At 64.9% G+C, this 20287-nt stretch carries 18 protein-coding genes; 1 reads left to right on the forward strand and 17 read right to left on the reverse strand.

Annotated features, from left to right (window positions below; translation table 11 throughout):
- Window positions 1-30 precede the first annotated feature (30 nt).
- Entirely contained in the window at window positions 31-927 is an 897-nt protein-coding gene (locus ACQRBR_RS04270; protein ID WP_303880797.1) for an ornithine carbamoyltransferase, read from the forward strand.
- A 450-nt stretch (window positions 928-1377) separates the two neighbouring features.
- On the opposite strand, the gene ACQRBR_RS04275 is transcribed toward ACQRBR_RS04270, so the two are convergent.
- The 17 genes from ACQRBR_RS04275 to ACQRBR_RS04355 form a co-directional block, all read right to left on the reverse strand.
- Window positions 1378-1935, reverse strand: a complete 558-nt coding sequence (locus ACQRBR_RS04275; protein WP_278882068.1) for a serine/threonine protein kinase — start codon at window positions 1933-1935, stop codon at window positions 1378-1380.
- Between the two features lie 7 nt (window positions 1936-1942).
- On the reverse strand, window positions 1943-2671 hold the full coding sequence (gene queC, locus ACQRBR_RS04280; protein ID WP_303880800.1) for a 7-cyano-7-deazaguanine synthase QueC: 729 nt from the start codon (window positions 2669-2671) through the stop codon (window positions 1943-1945).
- A gap of 4 nt (window positions 2672-2675) precedes the next feature.
- Window positions 2676-3377 carry a thermonuclease family protein gene (locus ACQRBR_RS04285; RefSeq protein ID WP_321031568.1) on the reverse strand — a complete coding sequence of 234 codons (702 nt, stop codon included), beginning with the start codon at window positions 3375-3377 and terminating at the stop codon, window positions 2676-2678.
- A 2-nt stretch (window positions 3378-3379) separates the two neighbouring features.
- Window positions 3380-5149, reverse strand: a complete 1770-nt coding sequence (rpoD, locus tag ACQRBR_RS04290) for an RNA polymerase sigma factor RpoD (RefSeq protein ID WP_006003927.1) — start codon at window positions 5147-5149, stop codon at window positions 3380-3382.
- On the reverse strand, window positions 5136-6863 hold the full coding sequence (dnaG, locus tag ACQRBR_RS04295; RefSeq protein WP_278882293.1) for a DNA primase: 1728 nt from the start codon (window positions 6861-6863) through the stop codon (window positions 5136-5138). Before dnaG ends, rpoD begins: the two co-directional genes overlap by 14 nt.
- Before the next feature lie 28 nt (window positions 6864-6891).
- Window positions 6892-9273: an endonuclease MutS2 gene (locus tag ACQRBR_RS04300; protein ID WP_303880801.1), complete on the reverse strand. Its 2382-nt coding sequence runs from the start codon at window positions 9271-9273 to the stop codon at window positions 6892-6894.
- 8 nt (window positions 9274-9281) lie between these two features.
- Complete coding sequence (locus tag ACQRBR_RS04305; protein WP_297137599.1) at window positions 9282-9737, reverse strand: GatB/YqeY domain-containing protein; 456 nt, start codon at window positions 9735-9737, stop codon at window positions 9282-9284.
- Window positions 9738-9827: 90 nt separating this feature from the next.
- Window positions 9828-10031 (reverse strand): 30S ribosomal protein S21, encoded by a 204-nt coding sequence (rpsU, locus tag ACQRBR_RS04310; protein ID WP_040368982.1) that lies wholly within the window; start codon window positions 10029-10031, stop codon window positions 9828-9830.
- A gap of 194 nt (window positions 10032-10225) precedes the next feature.
- A complete protein-coding gene (locus tag ACQRBR_RS04315; protein WP_204625595.1) occupies window positions 10226-10630 on the reverse strand; it encodes a YbjN domain-containing protein in 405 nt (134 codons plus the stop codon).
- A gap of 127 nt (window positions 10631-10757) precedes the next feature.
- The gene (locus ACQRBR_RS04320; protein ID WP_168934613.1) at window positions 10758-11030 is read right to left on the reverse strand and encodes an HU family DNA-binding protein; all 273 of its coding nucleotides are present in this window, start codon (window positions 11028-11030) and stop codon (window positions 10758-10760) included.
- A gap of 96 nt (window positions 11031-11126) precedes the next feature.
- Window positions 11127-11945, reverse strand: a complete 819-nt coding sequence (rsmA, locus tag ACQRBR_RS04325; RefSeq protein WP_297137598.1) for a 16S rRNA (adenine(1518)-N(6)/adenine(1519)-N(6))-dimethyltransferase RsmA — start codon at window positions 11943-11945, stop codon at window positions 11127-11129.
- A complete protein-coding gene (gene fusA / locus ACQRBR_RS04330) occupies window positions 11945-13978 on the reverse strand; it encodes an elongation factor G (protein WP_427812383.1) in 2034 nt (677 codons plus the stop codon). Before fusA ends, rsmA begins: the two co-directional genes overlap by 1 nt.
- Window positions 13979-14110: 132 nt before the next feature.
- A complete protein-coding gene (locus ACQRBR_RS04335) occupies window positions 14111-15001 on the reverse strand; it encodes a hypothetical protein (RefSeq protein WP_427812384.1) in 891 nt (296 codons plus the stop codon).
- 8 nt (window positions 15002-15009) lie between these two features.
- The gene (locus tag ACQRBR_RS04340; protein WP_427812385.1) at window positions 15010-15876 is read right to left on the reverse strand and encodes a hypothetical protein; all 867 of its coding nucleotides are present in this window, start codon (window positions 15874-15876) and stop codon (window positions 15010-15012) included.
- A 936-nt stretch (window positions 15877-16812) separates the two neighbouring features.
- The gene (locus tag ACQRBR_RS04345) at window positions 16813-17310 is read right to left on the reverse strand and encodes a hypothetical protein (RefSeq protein ID WP_427812386.1); all 498 of its coding nucleotides are present in this window, start codon (window positions 17308-17310) and stop codon (window positions 16813-16815) included.
- The gene (gene argH / locus ACQRBR_RS04350; RefSeq protein WP_427812387.1) at window positions 17307-18695 is read right to left on the reverse strand and encodes an argininosuccinate lyase; all 1389 of its coding nucleotides are present in this window, start codon (window positions 18693-18695) and stop codon (window positions 17307-17309) included. The genes ACQRBR_RS04345 and argH overlap by 4 nt, the downstream gene beginning before the upstream one ends.
- A gap of 159 nt (window positions 18696-18854) precedes the next feature.
- A complete protein-coding gene (locus ACQRBR_RS04355) occupies window positions 18855-20063 on the reverse strand; it encodes an argininosuccinate synthase (protein ID WP_168934606.1) in 1209 nt (402 codons plus the stop codon).
- Window positions 20064-20287 lie beyond the last annotated feature (224 nt).

The following is a 20287-nucleotide window of genomic DNA, read 5'->3' on the forward strand; positions in this document are numbered from 1 at the left end:
CTCGCTGCCGTCTGATTTGGGAGGTTATGTATGCCCCGACACGTTTTGACTCTCAACGATCTTGGTGAAGAAGGTTCCTGGCTGCTGGTGCAGCAGGCACGCGGGATCCCTGATGCGAAGAGCCGTACCGACTTCATGACGGAACGCACGGCTGTGCTGCTGTTCGCGCAGGATTCGTTCGCCGAGCGGCTGTGCGTCTCGGCGGCTGTGCGGCAGATGGGCGGTTCCATCGTCTTCCAGGGCGCCACGGGCGGCTGGAAGTCCGAGGTGGAGCGTTACCAGCGCCAGATGCTGGCCGTTATCGACTATTTTGTGGACTGCATGTACGTCTACGGTATCCCCGGTCTGGCCACCACGGTGGACAGGGACCTGGTGCAGTTCCCCATCATCAATGCCGGCAGCCCCGATGCCCATCCGGCCCATGTGCTGGCCGACGTGGCCTGCATGTTGCGCTATACCCGTGACGATCTCAAGAAGGCCCGCGTAGGTTGGCTCGGCTGCACCAACGGTACCCTGTTCTCCCTCATCGAGGCCCTGCGCTACTTCCCCTTCAGCTTGCAGGTGGCCCTGCCGCCGCTGGAGGACCGTCCCACGCTGGAGGCCTACGCCCGTCATTGCGGCGTGAAGGTGGACTTTGTGGATACGCCCCAGCAGGCCGTGGAAGGCTGCAACTTCGTCTATGCCGGCTGCCGTTCCGGCCTGGATGACGAGCTGGCGCAGCAGTGGAAGGTGGATGATGCCCTGCTGTCCCATGCCGACCAGAAGGCGCGCGTCCTGCTGGGTACCAGCCCCATGCAGGCCATCGAGGTCGCCAGCGACATCCTTGCCAGCCCGGCGTCGCTGTTGCTGTTGCAGTCGGAAAACCGCCTACGCGTGCACAAGCGCCTGCTGCACTGGGTCTTTTTGGAAAACGAACGGGCCATCTAGCCCCCGATCGTCCTTCAGATGTTCACGATGGCTGTCCGGCCTTGCCGGGCAGCCGTTTTTTATTTCTGTTTTTGTCTTCTGGATCTCTGAGGGCGTGCCCGTCCGGCGATTTCGTATGCCTGCCACAGGTCTTCAACAAAAAACACAAAGCCGTTCTTTCCGCTTTTTCTTCCCCTTGCTTTTCCTGTCCAGTCCTGCTGTCTGCGGTCTGAATGGTTGCCTCGCCCTGTAGAAGGCCGGACATCGACGCTTTCACTTTTGAAGCCAGGATGTTTACCGGGGGACCTGCCACAACGTGCCCGGCCTGTGCCCGTCCCGTGTCCGTTTTTGACCAGAGCAGCGGTTTTGGGGAAGAGGGGGAGAGCACGAGAGGGGGAGAGGGACTTTTTTCCGCTGGAAAAAGTCCCTCTCCCCCTCTCGTTCAACAAAACTGTCTGGATAACTTTCTGCCTAATCCGCCGCGATCTCGTACTGGTCCAGTTTGTCCCAGATGGCGGTGATGACCAGGGCCATGACCGCGGCCAGACGGGCCTGGATTTTCTTCAGTATCTCGGGCGTGATGCGGCTGTCCTCGTCATAACCCAGACGGCGGCAGAAGAGTACGGGACACTGGTGCTGCTTTTCCTGGGCCAGCAAGGGCATGTAGGCAGCAAAGGGGCCGTCCACGAAGGCGTTGAGGCTGTCCTCGGTGACCGGCACGGCCTGGGTATGCAGGCTGGCGCCTTCGGCTTTGGCCGTGGCGGCCAGCAGCTCGCCGGTGCGGCGCAGATAGCCCACCAGCACGGTATTGGGCGCGTGCTGCATGAGACCGGCCGTGACCGTGGCGTGGACGAAGGCCCGCCACTCGGCGCAGAAGTCGGGCAGTGCACCGGGCTCCGTCAGGCAGGCTTCGGGGATCTCCGCACCAAAGGCCAGATTGACGATGTGTTCACGCTTGCTGTTGAGCTCAAAGAGGATGCAGGCGGCATCCATGCCTTGGGCGGCGGTCAGTTGTTTCTTGGCTGCCATGACGGCCTCACTTCTGGTGATAGCGGGAAAGATAGACCTCATAGCCATGAGCACGCAGCTTACAGGCCGGGCACTGGCCGCAGCCGTAGCCCCAGGGATAGCGCTCGCCGCGCGTGCCCTCGTAGCAGGTATGGCTCTGCTCAAGGATGCAGTCCACCAGCGGCATGCCGCCCAGATCTTCGGCCAGGCGCCAGGTATCGGCCTTGTCCAGCCACATGAGCGGCGTATGCAGCACGAAGTGGCTGTCCATGCCGGTATTGAGGGCCACCTGCATGGCCTTGATGCTGTCGTCGCGGCAGTCCGGGTACCCGGAGGAGTCGCTCTCGCACACGCCCAGCACCAGATGGCGGATGTTTTTGCCGTAGGCCCAGGCTGCGGCGTGCATGATGAACAGCAGGTTGCGGCCCGGCACGAAGGTGTTGGGGATGCCTTCGCCTTCCTGCTCGATGGGCATGTCTGAGGTCAGGGCCGTGTCGGCCAGCTGGCGGAACAGGCTGATATCCAGCAGGGTGTCGGGCCCCAGACGGTCCTGCCATTCCGGCTTGAGGGCCGCGATGGCGCTGCGGACCTTGCCGCGGCATTCCAGTTCCACGGAGTGGCGCTGGCCGTAATCGAAGCCCAGCGTACGGACGCGGGCAAAGCGGGACAGGGCCCAGGCAAGGCAGGTGGCCGAATCCTGGCCGCCGGAAAAGATGACCAGGGCCTGCTGGTCGGAAAGGGGAGGCTGATGGGACATGATCTTATTTTTCCTCCGGCCAGAAGGGGCAGACGCGGGCCGGAGCATAACCGGCCATGAAGGCATCCATGAGGGTGCCGAAATGGATGCGGTTGCGGGGCTTCATCTTCTGGGCGTCAGGGCAGTCGGCAGGGAAGAAGCGCAGAGAATTGCGGTTGCCGGTGTAATTCTTCAGGGCTTCGGGGCGGGAGAGCACCTCGGCCCACATGCCGCGCCGTTCCTTGATGGCTTCGGCCTGCAGGCCCAGCAGCCAGTCCTGGTACTCCTTGTCCAGCCCCTTGTGGGGATAGAAGAAAGCTGCGCCTTCACGCACCATGATGCCGTTGAGCGAGCGCCCGTCCTTGAGACGCACGTCCGCGACGATGCGGCCGTACTTGTCCTTGCCTTCCTTGTCCACGGCGAAGAACCGGACCTCCTGGCCGCGGGCCAGACGGGTGAGCAGTTCCCGCGCTTCGCGGGCGTAGAACTGGGGCTTGCCCTTGCGGGGCTTGAGTTCCGGCGTGTCGATGCCGGCCAGGCGCACGCGGCTGCGGTTGGTCAGCTGCATGGTATCGCCGTCCAGACAGGAGGCCACCGAGGTCTTGCCCCGGACGGCGATCTGTTCCAGATGGGGCAGGGCGTCCGTCTGTGCGCGGCCCGTGCCGGGGAAGACCCCGGCCACGAGCACGCAGCACAGGAAAAGGATCAGGCAGAGGCTACGCAGCATGACTAATTTTCGTAGTAGGAACGCAGGGGCTGGCTGCGCACGGGATGACGCAGCTTGCGCAGGGCCTTGGCTTCGATCTGGCGGATGCGTTCACGGGTGACGTTGAAGAGCTTGCCCACTTCTTCCAGGGTATGGTCGCTCTTTTCGGCGATGCCGAAACGCTTGCGCAGCACCTGTTCCTCGCGGGGCGTCAGATCGGCCAGCACGGCCGCCAGTTGTTCGGACAGCTTGGTATTGATGACTTCCTCGGCGGGGGCCACGGCCTTCTTGTCCTCGATGAAATCGCCCAGGCTGGAGTCTTCCTCGTCGCCGATGGGCGTTTCCAGCGAGATGGGTTCCTTGGCGATCTTGAGCACCTTCTTGACCTTTTCCACCGGGTATTCCATGCGCTCGGCGATCTCTTCGGGCGTGGGATCGCGGCCCAGCTCCTGCACCAGGTAACGCGAGGTGCGGATGAGCTTGTTGATGGTCTCGATCATGTGCACCGGGATGCGGATGGTGCGGGCCTGGTCCGCGATGGCGCGGGTGATGGCCTGACGGATCCACCAGGTGGCGTAGGTGGAGAACTTGTAGCCGCGCTGGTACTCGAACTTGTCCACGGCCTTCATGAGGCCGATGTTGCCTTCCTGGATGAGGTCCAGGAACTGGAGACCGCGGTTGGTGTACTTTTTGGCGATGGAGACCACCAGACGCAGGTTGGAGCGGATAAGCTCCTGCTTGGCGCGCATGGCGGCGGTGTTGCCGCGCTTGATGCGCCACAGCACTTCTTCCAGGTCGTTGACGTTGTGGCAGCACTTTTCCTGCAGGCGGCTCAGGATCTCGATCTTGCCGATGATCATTTCCTTGAAGGAGAAGAGCTCGTCCACGCTGAGCTTGAGATCGCGGGCGGCATCATTAGGATTGATGGTGCGCTGCTCGAGGCCGGTGAACATTTCCTGGATCTCGGCCTGGGTACGGCCGGTGGACAGGATGTAGGCCGAAAGGTCGCGCTGGCAGTTGTGCATCTGGCGCACGTAGTCCTCGACCGTCTCGATGATGCGGTCGATGAGGGTCTTTTCCAGCTTGATGTCGCGCAGGCGGGTGACGATCTCTTCCTTGTAGCTGATGATCTCCTTCTGGATGGCGGTCACCTTGCGGTCAAGGGTGTTGCAGTCGTCCAGCTTCTTGTAGATCTTGCGCTTTTTCTTGAAGATCTGCTTGATCTCGTCCAGCAACAGGATGACGCGGGAGCGCTGGTTGAGCTCGTCTTCGCTGGGATCGTCTTCTTCGATGGTCTTGACCACGTCCTTGAGCTTGATGCGGTTTTGGCGCAGGTCCTCGCCCACGTTGATGAGCTCTTCCACGGCCACGGGCACTTCCACCAGGGCGTAGAGCACGTCCTGTTCGCCCATCTCGATCTTTTTGGCGATGACCACTTCACCGTCGCGATCCAGCAGGGGCACGGCGCCCATCTCGCGCAGGTACATGCGCACCGGGTCGGTGCTGCGCGAGGAATAGTCGGCGGATTCTTCGTCTTCGGCCAGCTCCAGGGAGCCGTCCATGGCGTCGTCGTCGGTTTCGGTGGGCGTGGCGGAGATTTTTTTGCCGTCCTTTTCGGAATCGACGATGGCGATCTCCAGCTGCTCAAAGATGCCGATGATCTCCTCGAACTGCTCGGGGGTGTTCATCTCCACGGGAAGGGCTTTGTTGACCTCGTCGAAGGTCAGGTAGCCCATGCCCTTGCCCTTGGCGATGAGGCTTTGAATTTGCTGGATATCTTTAAGATTGCTCATGTCCCTGCTCCAAGGTTTCCTGCAGTGCGCGAAGATATTCCAAATCAGCGGCAAAGTCGCCGGTGCCGGTGTTCTGCCGCAGGGCGGCCGTCACGGACTGGCGCTGGGTTGCCGCATAATAGGCATCAAGATCATGGCGCAGGGCTGCCAGTTCCCTGTCGCCGTCATCACGGGGGGCCGCTTCGGCGCCCCGGCAGAAGGACCAGAAATTCTTTTCGCGCTGGTCCAGATGGTAGGGGGCCTCGTCAGAGCCCCATTCTTCGATCTTGTCCCACAACTGACGGGCGATATCCGACTGCAGGGCCAGGTCAGCACCCAGGTCCCGCAGATCGTCCAGTCGGTCGGGGTAGCGGACCGCATACATCATGATCTGGCGGTCACGCATGTTCTGTCGCGCCCGGCTGGGGCGCGTGTTCTGTCCGTCAGGGCCGGGACGTCTGCTGTCGGCCAGTCCCTGACGCAATTCCGCCTCGGAAAGCTGCAAATGGGTGGCCAGCCGTGACACATAGGGGCTGACCAGTTCCGGCACTTCCACATGGCGCAAAAAATTCTTGGCCCATTCCACGGTCTCGCGCGGGGCCAGGGCGCGCAGCACGTCCAGACAAAAACGCAGCCCGTCCGGCGCCTGGGCCTGCAGGGCCTCGAAGGCCTCCACGCCCTGCGTGCGCAGCAGGCTGTCGATGTCCTCGCCCTCGGGCATCAGGACAACGGTGCAGGCCAGACCGCGGGTGAGCAGCATCTCGCAGGAACGCAGGGCGGCCTTGCGGCCGGCGCGGTCCCCGTCGAACAACAGGGTGAGCTGCGAGGTGAAGCCCGAAAGACGCTTGATCTGGTCCGGGGTCAGGGCGGTGCCCAGCACGCCCACGGCATTGTCGTAGCCGAACTGGTGCAGGGTCAGCACGTCCATGTAGCCCTCGGTCAAAAGGGCCCGTCCCTTTACAGTAATGCCTTTTCTGGCCTGGGCAAGACCGTAAAGATGTTCTCCTTTCTTGTAGATGGGCGTATCGGAGCTGTTGATGTACTTGGCTTCGTCCTCGTCCGCGATGATACGCCCGCCAAAGGCGATGACCTGGTTGGAAAGGTTCTTGATGGGAAAGATGAGACGGCCCCGAAAGCGGTCATAGACCGAGCCCCGGTCCGAACGTCCCACCAGTCCGGCCTCGGCGGCCAGGCGCATGTCATAGCCCGCGCGCTGCAGGGCCAGATCCAGCGAATGCCAGTCACGCCGCGCCCAGCCCAGACCGAAACGTTCCACGATCTCCGGGCTCAGGCCGCGCCGCTGTATGTAGGCCCGGCACTCCTCGGCTTCCGGGCTTTTGAGGGCCGCGGCAAAGTGGGCCGCCGCCAGCTCGTACATGCGCAGCATGGTCTGGCGGGAAGAACGCCGCTGCCGGTCCTCTTCCTGCCGTTTTTTGTCAACGGGCCCGCGCTCCAGGGTGATGCCGGCCTCGGCGGCCAGCTGCTCCAGGGTCTCGCGGAAATCCAGGCCGTTGATCCGGCCGTAGAAATCGAAGATGTCCCCGGATGCCTGGCAGCCGAAACAGTAGAACAGGCCCTGTTCCTCGTTGACCGAGAAACTGGGCTTGGTCTCCTGATGGAAGGGGCAGGGCGCCACCCAGCGCGGCCCGTTACGCTTGAGATCCACGTAACGGCGCACGATATCCGTGATGTTGAGCCGCTCCTTGATGGCGCGGATGGCATCTCTGGACTGCATGAGGCCCCCGCCGGACTGCCCGGCTGTGCTAGCGCAGGTTGACGATGGTCATGCCATCGCCGCCGCGATCCTCCGGAGCGGTGGCAAAACGGGCCACGGCCGGGAAGGAGCGCAGAAAATCATGGATCTGGCGACGCAGGGCGCCGGTGCCGCGGCCGTGCACGATCTCCACTTCACTGAAGCCGGAAAGCAGGGCCTTGTCCAGGAAGCGTTCCACTTCGGCCTGGGCCTGGTCGGCACGCATGCCGCGCAGGTCGAGGCGCAGGGCGGGCGCATCGTCGTTGGCGATGGCGGCCTTGACCGGGGAGACGCGCTGCGGCGCACGGGGGGCCGCAGCCTGGGCGGACTGGCCGCTCTGGCGCACGTCCTTCATGGCGGCCCACAGGCTCACGCCGTTGAGGTCCACGCGCACGCGCTTGCGGCGCTCGTCCACGTCGGTCACCACGCCGCGCTTGTTGAACACGGTATGGAAGACCTGCTGGCCGGGCGCGAAATGTTCGATCTGCGGCAGCACCGAGGTCTCTTCCTGCACCACGGGCGCGGCCAGATCGGCACGCAGGCGCGACATCTCCTTCAGGGCCTGCTTGTGCGTGGCGCGGCCTTCCTTCCAGGCGCGCATGAGCTCGCCGGCCTTGGCGCGCACTTCGTCATGCAGGCGCAGGCGTTCCTTCTCGGTCTTCTCGCGCATGATCTGGGTGTCGCGGCGGGCCTTTTCCTGCTCCTGGCGCAGACGGGCGATCTCCTGTTCGCGCTCGGCGGCCAGGGCATTGAGGCGGCCCAGCAGAGCGCTGGTGTCCTGCCCGTCCTGCAGGAGGTAATGCTCCGCACGGCGCAGGATGCTTTCCGGCAGGCCATGCTCGCGGGCCACGTCCAGGGCCTGGCTGGCGCCCACCTGGTCGTAGGCCAGTTTGAAAAGGGGCTTCTTGCTCTGCGGGTCGAAGAGCACCGAAGCGGCCCGCGCGCCTTCGCGCGACAGGGCGTAGGTCTTGAGGGCCGGGAAGTGGGTGGCGGCCAGCACGAAGGTCTGCTTGTCCAGCAGGCCGTCCAGCACGCCCTGTGCCAGGGCCGCGCCCTGGGCGGGGTCGGTACCGGCGCCGAATTCGTCCAGCAGCACAAGGCCGGTGCTGTCCAAATGCTTCCAGGCCTTGGCCAGATGCTGGATCTGGGCCGTGAAGGTGGAAACGTTGTCTTCCAGGCTCTGTTCGTCGCCGATGAAGGCATCCACGCGACCGAACCAGGGCAGATGCGAACCGGCGGCCGCAGGCACGGGCAGGCCGCTCAGGGTCATGGCCACGCACAGGCCCAGGGTCTTGAGGCAGACGGTCTTGCCGCCGGCGTTGCCGCCGGTGATGATGAGGGCTCGTTCGCCGGGACGCAGCACGATGTCCAGCGGGCGCACCTGCTGCAGGCCGCCGCTCTTGCCGCGTTCGTCCTTGCGCTGGCGCAGGCTGACCAGGGCCAGCAGGGGATGGCGGGTCTCCAGCAGGCAGACGCCTTCCTCCACGGGCGAGAGCGGCACGCAGCGGCCGTCGTATTCGGCGGCCAGGCGGCGCTTGGCCTGCAAAACGTCCAGCTGGGCCAGCAGTTCCAGGGCGGCACGCGCCCCGGGCAGTTCGGCCAGCAGCAGGCTGCGCAGATAGGCCAGCACCTTGTGCTCTTCCTCGCGCTCCTCGCGCTTCAGCTCCTGGAGGCGGTTGTTGATCTCCACCAGGAACATGGGCTCGAAATAGCAGGTCTCGCCGGTCTGGGACCAGTCATGGATGATGCCCTGCATGCGGCCCTTGAAGTTGGCCTTGAGGGGCAGCACATAGCGGTCCGAGGACAGGGTCATGAACTCGTCCTGCAGCCAGGCCAGCATATTGTACTGCATGGCATAGTCCTTGACCCGGCGCATGCAATTCTGGTGCAGGCGGCGCAGTTCGCTGCGCACCTGGAAGAGTTCGGGCGAGCTCTCGTCGCGGATCAGGCCGTCATCGGAGATGCAGCGCAGCAGGGCCGCCGTGAGCTGCACGGGCAGCGGCGTTTCCTGGGCCAGGGCCAGCAGGTGCGGCCACTGGTCCTCGGCTTCGGGCAGGGCGATGGAGGCATGGGCGGCCTTGGCCAGCCGCAGCATCTCGCGCAGGGCCCAGAAGGCATCGGTATCGGGCTGCAGGCCGGGCTTTTCGGCCACCCGCAGGAAGGCGCCCACATCGGGGAAGGACCCCAGGGCAAAGCCGCCCTCGCCCATGGGACGGGCGGCCCAGACGGCGGATTCGTCATACAGGCGCGCCGCGTGGGTGACGGCGGCGGCGTCTTCCAGCGGACGCAGCTCGAGAGCACGCTCGCGGCCGGCCGGGGAAAGGCACAGGCCGGCGAGGTGCTCTGTGATCTGCGGGAATTCGAGCGCGTGGAGAGTGCGGCTGTGGATCATGGAGGCTCTTAGGCGGTCAGGCGGGCCTTGACGGCGGCGGAAAGGGCCTTGCCGTCCACACGGCCCTTGTGGGTGGCCATGATGGCGGAGATGACCTTGCCCATCTCGCGGGGCGAGGTGGCGCCCACTTCGGCGATGGTGGCATCGATGAGTGCGGTCAGCTCTTCTTCGCTCAGGGGCTTGGGCAGGTAGCTCTGGATGACGGCCAGCTCGGCGGCTTCCTTGTCGGCCAGATCCTGACGACCGGCGGAGGTGTACTGCTCGATGGAGTCCTGACGCTGCTTGCCTTCCTTGATGATGAGATCGAGCATCTCGGCGTCGTCCAGGGTGCCGCCGGGACGGCACAGGTCCACCAGGCGGTTCTTGACGGCGGTCTTGAGCAGGCGCAGGACGGTCAGACGCACGGCGTCCTTGGCCTTGTAGGCCTGGACGTAATCTTTTTCGATAGTTTCAAACAGGCTCATGGCGTTGGGATGGGTAGGGGGTGAAAAGAGGAACTGCGGAAGACCACGAGGGCCTTCCGCAGTTCAAAGGTGACGTGCAAGGCCTGAGAACTAGGCCATGTTCATCTTTCTGATTTTCTTCATCAGGCGCTTACGGGCAGCAGCCTTCTTCTTCTTGCGCATCACGCTGGGCTTTTCGTAGTGCTGGCGCTTTTTCATTTCGGACAGCACACCGGCCTTTTCCACCTGCTTCTTGAAGCGGCGCAGCGCGATATCGAAGTTGTAATCGTCTTCGTTCAGAAACACTCCGGGCACGAATATCACCCCCTCCTGCGAGAGCTCCGGCCAGGCCGGGCAATGACGCGGGCGTCATCCGACCTTGTTTACAAGGTCAAGGACAGTCTTGTAGTCCTGATGCCCAAAAAAGGCAAGCATTTTTTTACAGGACACATAAAGGAGAGGGCAGCGGGTGCGGGCCCCTGCCGGAAGGTGCTGAAAGGACGGAAAGGCTACTCGGCGTCGGAGTCGTCTTCTTCGCAGGCGTCAAAGACGCTTTCCTGCATGTCCAGCAGCAGCTCCACATAGCGGCGCAGGTTGCTGCGGAAGAGTTCCGGCGTGGCCAGGCCTTCCACACAGAAGCGGATCTCGAAGCACTCGTCTTCGATCTCGCCGATGTAGGCCTTGGCGATCCGGTATTCGCGGGAGGCTTCGGAAGCGGCGCTGTAGAAGAGCTCCAGCTGATCCATGTCGTCCACTTCGAAGGCGCAGACCAGAGAGAAGAAGTCCTTGTCTTCCTCGTCGAGGATGAGGGAAAGGGAAATCTCGCCCGCGAGGAAGGAGATGTCGCCGTCTTCGTCGATCTCAGGCTGGAAGCCTTCTTCAGCCAGGGCATCGAAACAGAATTTCTTGTCCATTGGGGTGATCCTTTTCCCGGCGTGGCCGGGGACGGGGCTTTGCGGTCCTGGGGACCATGAGGAGGCGGCGGAGAAAAGATAAAACAGGCGGGGCCTGTTTTATCTTTTCCGGAAAATGGGGGGGCGGCTAGTCGAGGGCGTCCTTGAGCATCTTGCCGGGACGGAATTTCACCATCTTGCAGGCGGGGATGGTCAGGGTCTCGCCGGTACGGGGGTTGCGGCCCTGGCGTTCCTTGCGGGTCTCCACCACGAAGGTGCCGAAACCGGTCAGGGTCAGCTTGTCGTCCTTGGCCAGGGATTCTTCCACAGAAGCCAGGAAGGCATTGAGCGCGCGTTCAGCAGCGGCTTTGGTCAGATTGGCCTTGGCGGCAATCTTTTCAACCAGGTCAGCCTTGGTCATTGGGATATCCTCCTCATCTCGTCAGTGATACGCCATGTCCGCCGCGGGGCGGATCCCCTCTGGCGTGTTGTTTTTGTAAAACTACCTGTCAGGCAATCAGTTTTTCAAGGGGTTGTCAAGCAAGGAAGCCCCGAAACGGCTGATATGCTGAAAGTCCGCCACAGTGAGCTGTTCCGGCCGCAGGGTGGGCGTGATGCCGGCCTGCTCGATGGCCGCGGAAAGCCAGGGCGCCAGAGGGCAGCGGCGGGCGATGCTGCCCAGCTGCTTGCGGCGCTGCTGGAAGCAGACCTTGATGACCAGGGCCAGCAGATCCGGGCGTTCCGGGCGCTGGTCCAGGGGCAGGGGTTCGAAGGAGAGCACGGCGGAATCCACCTTGGGCGGCGGGCTGAAGGCGCCGGGGCCCACGATGAACTCCATGCGCGGCCGGGCAAAGCTCTGCACCCAGACCGACAGGGCTCCGTAATGGCCGTTGCCCGGCCCGGCGGCCAGGCGCTGGCCCACTTCCTTCTGGACCATGAAGGCCGCCCGCACCAGGCCCGTGGCGCGGGAGAACAGGTCCCACATCATGGGCGAGGCCACGTTGTAGGGCAGGTTGCCGATGATCTTCCACGGATTGTCGGGCGTGATGCGGCTCCAGTCGAAGCGCAAGGCGTCCGTCAGCACGGCCTGGGTACGCGCCGCGCCTAGGCGCTGGCGCTCGGCGGCCCAGTGGCTGTCCTTTTCCAGCAGCACCAGCCGGGCATGGGGCTGGGCCTCGATGGCGCGGGTCAGGGCGCCGGGGCCGGGGCCGATCTCGATGACGTTGTCCGTGTCCTTGGGCAGCAGCAGGGAGGCGATGCGGTTGCAGATGCTCTCATGCCGCAAGAAGTGCTGGCCCAGACTTTTTTTGGCCTTGGGTTGGGTGCTTTCGTTCATCAGGGCAGGTCGAAGCGGTCAAAGGTGAGTACGAGCCCGGCCCGGCCCTGGGTGGCCGAGCGCAGGGAGGTCGAAAAACCAAAAAGTTTGCGCAGGGGCGCCAGCCCGCGCACATGCTTGAGCCCGGAGCGGTCCTCCAGGTCTTCCACACGTCCGCCGGCCGTGCCGAACAGGCTGATGGCCGCGCCCAGGAATTCGTCGGGCACGCTGATCTCTACTTTCATGAGCGGTTCCAGCGCCACGGGCGATGCCGCGGCCAGGGCCTCGCGCAGGGCCATGCCCGCGGCCATGTGGCAGCCGGGCACGGTGGTCTGGCCCTCGCGCCGTTCCACGGCGGTCAGGGTCACTTCCACGTCCTCCACGGGATAGCCGGTCAGGGCACCGCTCTGCAAGGCATCGCGCACGCCTTCCAGGGCGGCGTCCAGCAGAGGCTTGGGCAGCAGCTTGCGCGCTTCAGCCTCGTCGGCGGGCAAAAAGTCGCCCACCAATACACGGTTGCCCGTGCCGCGCGGCAGGGGACACACATGCAGCTCCACATGGCCGAAGTGGTGCTCCTTGCCCAGCTCGCGGTCGAATTCGCCCTGGCCGTCGGCCTCCTTGCGCACGGTCTCGCGCAGGATGACCTGCGGATGTCCGGCCCGGGGCGAGATGCCGTATTCGCGGGACATGCGTTCCAGCAGCACGTCCAGATGCAGTTCGCCCATGCCGGAGACCATGCGGCAGGCCGTTTCCTCGTCCATGCGCACTTCCAGCGTGGGGTCTTCGGCGGCGTAGCGCTCCAGGGCCTCGTCCAGCACCTTGCCTTCATCGGCATTGCGCGGCTCCAGGGCCAGGGTGATGACCGGCGCGTAAGAGTCGATGGCTTCCAGGGCCAGCAGGCGGCTCTTGTGGCAATAGGTCTCGCCGGTGTGCGCGCCGCGCAGGCCCACGAGGGTCACGATCTCGCCGGTGGAGGCGCTTTCCAGCTGCTCGCGGCGGTCGGCATGCATGCGGTAGATGCGGCTGATGCGGTCCTCGGTCTTGCCGGCGGTGTTGGTCAGGGCGTCGCCCTCGTGCAGGCTGCCTGCGTAGACGCGGGCAAAAGCCAGCTTGCGGCCGTTCTCCATGAGCACCTTGAAGATCAGCACCACGGCGGGCGCGGCGGCATCGGGAGGCACGGGCACCTCGTTGCCCTCGCTGTCGCGGCCCACGGGAGCGGGCACGTCCAGCGGCGAAGGCAGCAGGTCGCAGACGGCATCCAGTACGGGCTGTACGCCGCTGTTGCGCAGGGCAGAGCCGCAGAGCACCGGGGTCACGGCCCGGCTCAGGGTGGCCCGGCGCAGGGCGGCGCGCACGTCCTCCAGGCTGTATTCCCCGCCCAGATACAGGTCGAGGAAGGGCTCGTCGGCCTCGGCCAGATGCTCCAGCAGGCTTTCCCGCCAGGGCTCGGCCACAGCGGCTTCCGCATCGTTCCAGGGGCGGCGGGTCACGGTGCGGCCCTGGTCGGCCTGGTCGAAGTCCAGATGCTCGCGGGCCAGCAGGTCCAGCACGCCGTCGAAGGCCTCGCCCTCTCCGTTGGGGATGGTCAGGGGCAAGGGATTGGCGCCCAGACGTTTTTTCATGCCTTCCAGTACATTGGCGAAATCAGCGCCCATCCGGTCCATCTTGTTGATGAAGGCGATCTTGGGCACGCCGAAGCTCTCCGACTGCCGCCAGACCGTCTCGGACTGCGGCTCCACACCGGCCACGCCGCAGAACACGCCCACCGCACCGTCCAGCACGCGCAGGGAGCGCTCCACCTCGATGGTGAAGTCCACATGGCCGGGCGTGTCGATGAGGTTGATGGTGTGCTCGTTCCACTGGCAGGTGGTGCAGGCCGACATGATGGTGATGCCGCGCTCCTGCTCCTCGGGCATGTAGTCCATGGTGGCGGTGCCGTCATGGACTTCCCCCAGGCGGTGGATCTTGCGGCTGTAGTAGAGCATGCGCTCCGAGAGCGTGGTCTTGCCCGCGTCGATGTGGGCGATGATGCCGATATTGCGGATGTTTTTCATGGCAGTCTCGTCAACGTATGGGCCGGGAGATCCCGGCAGGATGGCGAAAGTATGCGCTTTCCCGCCGTTGCGCGCAAGCGGCGGGGCTGGCGGCGGTGGCGCCGCGGTCATCGTCTGTCCTGACCGGGTGGTTTACAGCAGGCTGAAGGCCCGGCGACGGCAGCGGAAAAAGTCCGGCGTCAGGCCCGGGTGCAGCCAGAAGGCCTCGCAGCCGGGCGTGAGCAGCAGCTCCACCGTCCCCTCTTCGTCCTCCATGGCCAGGCGGGCGGCTTCGTCTTCCTCCAGTACGGCGGCGGGCAGGCAGGGACCGGGCAAAGGTTCGCCGTCCAGTACGGCCCGGGCGGCTTCGCCATGCAGGGCCTGTGCCGTACAGTCCGGGCCGTGGGCAAAGGCCAGCAGCTCTGCATCCACGGCAGCGTCCTGCGGCAGCAGGAACAGGGGCAGGGCGTCTTCGCGCCAGATGCGTCCCGGCAGGTCGTCGCGTTTCGGCAGGGTGTCCTCGTCCAGACCGTGCAGCAGGACCACGCGGCACTGGGGCAGTTCGCCCGTCAGGCGCGTGAACTCGGCAGCCGGAAGGGCAAAGGCATCTTCCACACCGGCCAGCTCCAGGGTCACCAGCACTTCGGGCGTGGGCTCACCGCCAAGACAGAAGGCCCCTGTCAGCGGAACACCGGCCAGGATGGCGGGCATGAGGGCCGCCGCCAGACGGGCGGGCGAACGCAGCGAGGCCGGAAAGGCCACCAGGGCAAAGGGCGCCGGGCCGTCCGTAGCCGTCCGGCGGAAGCCCCGGCGGGGGAAACGCTCGTCCCGGCAGGTCCGGCTGTCCATCTCCCCGGCGTGGGCCTGATGCAGGGCCAGCGCGGTCTTGATGGCGGCACGCAGATGCGCGGGCGTGTCCTCGTACGCTGCGGCGCGCGGTTCGTCAGGTACCCGGAAGGCTTCCAGCCACTGGGGCCAGGCCGGGCCGCTGTCCTCTTCCGCGAAGATGTCCTCACAACCGGTGGGCATGCAGATGCTGTCCATGAGGGCTCCTACAGGCTGTCACAGGCCAGGGCGTACAGGCGGGCCTCCATGAGGCGGCGGGCCGCCAGCCGTTCCGGCCAGAAGGCCGCGGCACGACGCAAGGCGGTATCCGAAGCCCGGTCGGCAGGCGCAAGGCCGTGCCAGGAGAGCACGGCGGCATCCTCGGCGGCCAGGGCCAGCAGCTCGTCCGTCAGGGGCCAGCCGCTGGTCAGGGGCGCGGCGGCGCATTGTTCCGGACCGTGCCCCATGTACACGGCGTGGGCGTTCTCCAGCACCAGTTCGGGGTCGCGGCTCAAGAAGATCTTGGCGCCCGCGCGCAGGGCCATGTCCAGCAGGGAGTGGTCGGGCTCGCCCCATTCGGGCAAGGCCATGAACAGTTCGAAGGGCGCGTAGATGGCGGCCGTGATCAGATCGCAGGCCAGGCCGCACTGGGCACCGCCCAGCCAGGAGATGCGCAGGCTCTCCCAGTCCCCGTGCCGGGCGGCCAGCAGGGCAAGGTCGGCCAGGGCCTGGCCCGGCGCGCCCTTGTCGTTGCCCGCATTGACCACCGCTCCCGGCAGACCGGCGGCCAGGCAATCCAGGGCACCGCCCTTGAGCCCGGCGGTCAGGCAGAGCCCGGCATGGGCGTAGAGCGGGGCCTGAAGGTCACAGGAGGCCATGTCCTGCGCCCAGAGCGCGGGCGGCAGCAAGTCCACGTCCATGCCCAGCTGACGGGCCGCGGCCGTGGCGGCCAGCACGTCCTGCGTGTCGGCGCCGTCAGCGGCCAGCAGCAGGGCCGTCTTGCCGGTCAGGGGGGCGGGCTGGCCCTCCATCTGCATCAGTTGCCAGAAGGTGGACTGTCCCAGGTCACGGATACGCAAGATCTGCCGGGCCATGATAACTCCTTGTGCTGTACTTGAAGGCGGCGAAAGGGTGGGACGAGGGGGAAGAGGGAAACCTTTTGGAAAAGGTCTCCCTCTTCCCCCTCGAGCTCCCCCATCACCCTTGCCAAAACTTTTTATTCAGATCCATGCGACTGTGTCGCAGCGCCTCGGGCAGCCATCCTGCTCCGGTCCCCCGGTGCTGTGGCGGGGCTGCACGGTGGAAGGGCGTACGTCCCTGCCGTGTCGTCATGTCCGTGTCGGCGTGTGCATCGTGTTCCGGCCAGGCAGCGCAAAGCGCTTTCCGGAAGGCTGCGGGCAACAGGCTCGGAGCGGGCACGGGGCGGCGGAAGCGGGACAAGGGCTCGGGCCAGTCTTTCCGGCTTCCGGGACATGACGGGCAGCCGCCCGGCACAGCGAACAGTCTGGACAAATCCTGCGCTATGGTCTGCCACAAATCAAGGAAATTTCTTTTTTTCTGGGCAGGGGCCTGGGGACGGCGCCGGCATCCTTTGTGGACGAAGGGCGGTTCGGGCACATTTCCGCACAGCGGCAAGAGCCCGAGGGGTTGCTTTAGAGAGCGGAGAGAAAAAGGTCGTGGAGAGGGGAGAGGCCGGGCTGTAAAACTTGGGCGGTATGGTATCCGCAGACAGGCAGGGATGCCGCACCAGGCGTGGCGTAAAAGGTCCTGCCTTGCCTGATCTGTACCGGAAGGTACCATGCCGGAAGAGGGAATATCCGCCCATGTGCAGCACCGAAGCCTCACAGGGTATCGGCATGTCCCGGGCCGACGGATCACTGCATGTTTGCAACGATGGGGGAGCGTGCCGTCGTTTGCAGAAAAATTTGCTCTGATAAAGCGCGCTGGGAGGGGGAGGGAGCTTGAGGGAAGGGGGACCTTCTCGCGCTGGCAGAAGGTCCCCCCTCCCTTAAGAAAACAGCCTTTTCTGCTCAGGGCCGGGGGCATTCGCGCCAGCGGGCATTGAGCAGGAAGTGGGCGTCGGTCTGGACGCCGGGATCCTTCATGGCCTTGGCGGCAAAGGCACCCCAGGGCAGGGTGGTGCAGTCTTTGGCGGCGCTGCGGGCGATATGCATGAGCTTGCCCTCGCGCTTGTGCTGGTCGAACAGGAGCACGGCGGCCACGCAGGCGGCATCGAAGCGGCCCATATCCAGCGATTTGTCGATGAGGGCCGCCAGGCGGGCGTCCTTGCTGTCATGGGTGGCGAACCCCGTGGAAGCGTTGGTGATGGACTCACGCAGCAGCTTGCCTTCGGGGTCGGCTTCCAGGTCGATATGGTAGGTCTGGGCCACGGCCACAAGACCGGGCTCCAGCGGCGGCACCTCGGGCTTGCCCAGGTTGCGCCACAACCAGGTGCCCAGCACGGCTACGCCCATGACGGCGCAGAAGAGCAGGGGCACTTTCCAGCCGGTGGCTTTTTGCTGGCTCATGCGCGCTCCTGCAGCCAGCTGCGCAGCTGCTCGATCTGGCGGGCCACGGAACGGGGGCCGGTACCGGCGGGCGTCTCGCGGCGGCGCACGGCGGCGGCGTAATCCAGCACGGCATAGACGTCATCGGCGATGCGGGCGTCCAGCTGCTGGAGTTCGGCCAGCGAAAGGTCTTCCAGCCCCTTGCCCTGCTTTTCGGCCAGGGCCACGGCATGGCCCGTGACGTGATGGGCCTCGCGGAAGGGCAGGCCCTTGCCCACCAGATAGTCGGCCAGTTCCGTGGCGTTGAGGAAGCCGCGGGCGCAGGCGGCGCGCATGCGGTCGGTGCGGAAGGTCAGTTCTTCCAGCATGCCGGCCATGAGCATCAGGGAAGCATCCACGGTGCGGTCGGCATCGAGGAAGCCTTCCTTATCTTCCTGCAGGTCGCGGTTGTAGGTCATGGGCAGACCCTTCATGATGGTCAGCATGCCCATGAGCGAGCCGTAAACACGGCCGGTCTTGCCGCGCATGAGTTCGGCCACGTCGGGGTTCTTCTTCTGGGGCATGATGGACGAACCCGTGGAGTAGCCGTCGGAGAGCTGCACGAAGCCGAAGGCGGGGTTGGCCCAGATGATGAGCTCTTCACACAGGCGGGACAGGTGGGCCATGATGCAGGAGCCGGCGAACAAGGCCTCCAGCACGAAATCCCGGTCGGAGACGGCATCCATGGAGTTGCCGTAGATGCCGTCGAAGCCCACTTCGTCGGCCACGCTCTGCGGATCAAGGGGATAGGTGGTACCGGCCAGGGCGGCGGAGCCCAGCGGGGAGATGCGCACGCGCTTGAGCACGTCGTCCAGGCGCATGCAGTCGCGGCGGAACATCCAGGCGTAGGCCAGCAGATGGTGGGCCAGGCTCACGGGCTGGGCGGGCTGCATGTGGGTGCAGCCGGGCAGGATGTCGTCCTGATGGCCGTCGGCGCAGGACACCAGGGTGGCGCACAGATGGGCGGCGCGCTGCTGCCAGACCGTCAGGCGGTCGGCCACGAACAGGCGGAAGGTCAGGCCCACCTGGTCGTTGCGGCTGCGGCCGGTGTGCAGCTTTTTGCCCACGTCGCCGATGATCTCGGTGAGGCGGGCCTCGATGTTCATGTGCACGTCTTCCAGCGCCGGTTTCCAGACAAAGGCGCCGGATTCGATCTCCTGCTTCACGGCATCGAGACCGTTGACGATCTGCTCGGCCTCGTCGGGCGTGATGACGCCCTGACGGCCCAACATGCGGGCATGGGCCTGGGAACCGCGGATGTCCTGGGCATAGAGGGCGCGGTCATAGGTCTGGGAATCGGTATAGGCGGCCACGGCTTCTCTGGGGCCTTCGGCGAAGCGGCCGCCCCAGCTCTGATTGGTGCTCATGGAAAGATCTCTTTGCCCCGGGAGGGGCCGGTGTATGCGCTGCGGCGCGCGATGACAGGGGGCCGGAAACGGCGGCGCCCCGTGCGGGATGCGGACGGGGCGGCCTTCCGGATGGAAAGAACGGGGCGGACGGGTTTCCCCGCCCGCCGTGAGGAAGACTTACTTGCCCAGCTTGTTCTGGACCGCGGCGTACATGCCGAGGCGCAGGCAGTTGAGGCGGATGAAGCCGGCAGCGTCCTTGTGGTCGTAGTTGCCGCCTTCGAAGGTAGCCAGGTCTTCGGAGAACAGGGAGAAGGGAGAGGTACGGGCCAGGGGCCACACGCCGCCCTTGTACAGCTTGGCGCGCACGGTACCGGTGACGGTCTCCTGAGACTTGTCCATAAAGGCCTGCATGGCTTCGCGTTCGGGCGAGAACCAGTAGCCGTTGTACACGGCGTGGGAGTAGGGCACGGCCAGCATGTCACGCAGCTGCAGCAGTTCGCGGTCCATGCACAGGCCTTCCAGGTCGCGGTGCAGGGCGTAGAGCAGGGTGCCGGCGGGGTTTTCGTACACGCCGCGGCACTTCATGCCCACGTAGCGGTTCTCCACCATGTCGTCACGGCCGATGCCGTGCTTACCGGCCAGTTCGGCCAGGGTCTTGATGATGGTGTAGGGCGACATCTTTTCGCCGTTGACGGCCACGGGGTTGCCGTGCTCGAAGCTCACTTCGATGATCTCAGGCTCGTTGGGGGCCTGTTCCACGGGCACGCAGCGCTCGTGGCAGGACTCGTGGGGAGCGTTGCCCGGATCTTCCAGCTCGCTGCCTTCGAAGCTGGTATGCATCATGTTGGCGTCCATGCTGTAGCGCTTGGCTTCCTTGGAGATCGGGATGCCGTGCTTTTCAGCAAAGGCATTGAGGGCCGTACGGGACATCAGGTCCCATTCGCGCCAGGGAGCGATGACCTTCAGGTCGGGGGCCAGGGCCTTGGCGGCGAACTCGAAGCGCACCTGGTCGTTGCCCTTGCCGGTGGCGCCGTGGGCGATGGCGTCAGCGCCTTCCTTGCGGGCGATGTCCACCAGGGCCTTGGTGATGATGGGGCGGGCGATGGAGGTGCCCAGCATGTAGCGGTTCTCGTACCGGGCGGCGCCGCGCATCATGGGGAAGACGAAGTCGCGGGCCATTTCTTCACGCAGGTCCACAACGTAGGCCTTGGAAGCGCCGGTCTTGTAAGCCTTGGCTTCCACACCGCTCAGGTCTTCGGGCTGGCCCAGATCGGCAGTGACGGTGATGACTTCGCACTTGTAGGTTTCGATCAGCCACTTGAGGATGACGGAGGTGTCCAGGCCGCCGGAGTAGGCGAGCACAACTTTCTTGATGTCTTTGTTCATCGTAAGGCCTCGTAAAAAAGATTGAGAGGGAAGCAGTATTCTCCAAAAGCCCGTCCTTGGCAAGTGCGAAAGGGGGCAAAAGGCCCGCAGGCGCACGCTTTGGCCCCGGCCGTGCCCTTGGCCGGACATCCTGCCGGGAAGGGCAGGCAGCATCTTGACGAAGGCAGCGCAAGCGGATAGAAAAAAACGTTTTAACCGGATGTCTTCCGTGCAATGCGCCATGG

It is taken from the genome of Desulfovibrio sp. SGI.133 (genome assembly GCF_050313955.1).
In the GTDB taxonomy this organism is placed as follows: domain Bacteria; phylum Desulfobacterota; class Desulfovibrionia; order Desulfovibrionales; family Desulfovibrionaceae; genus Desulfovibrio.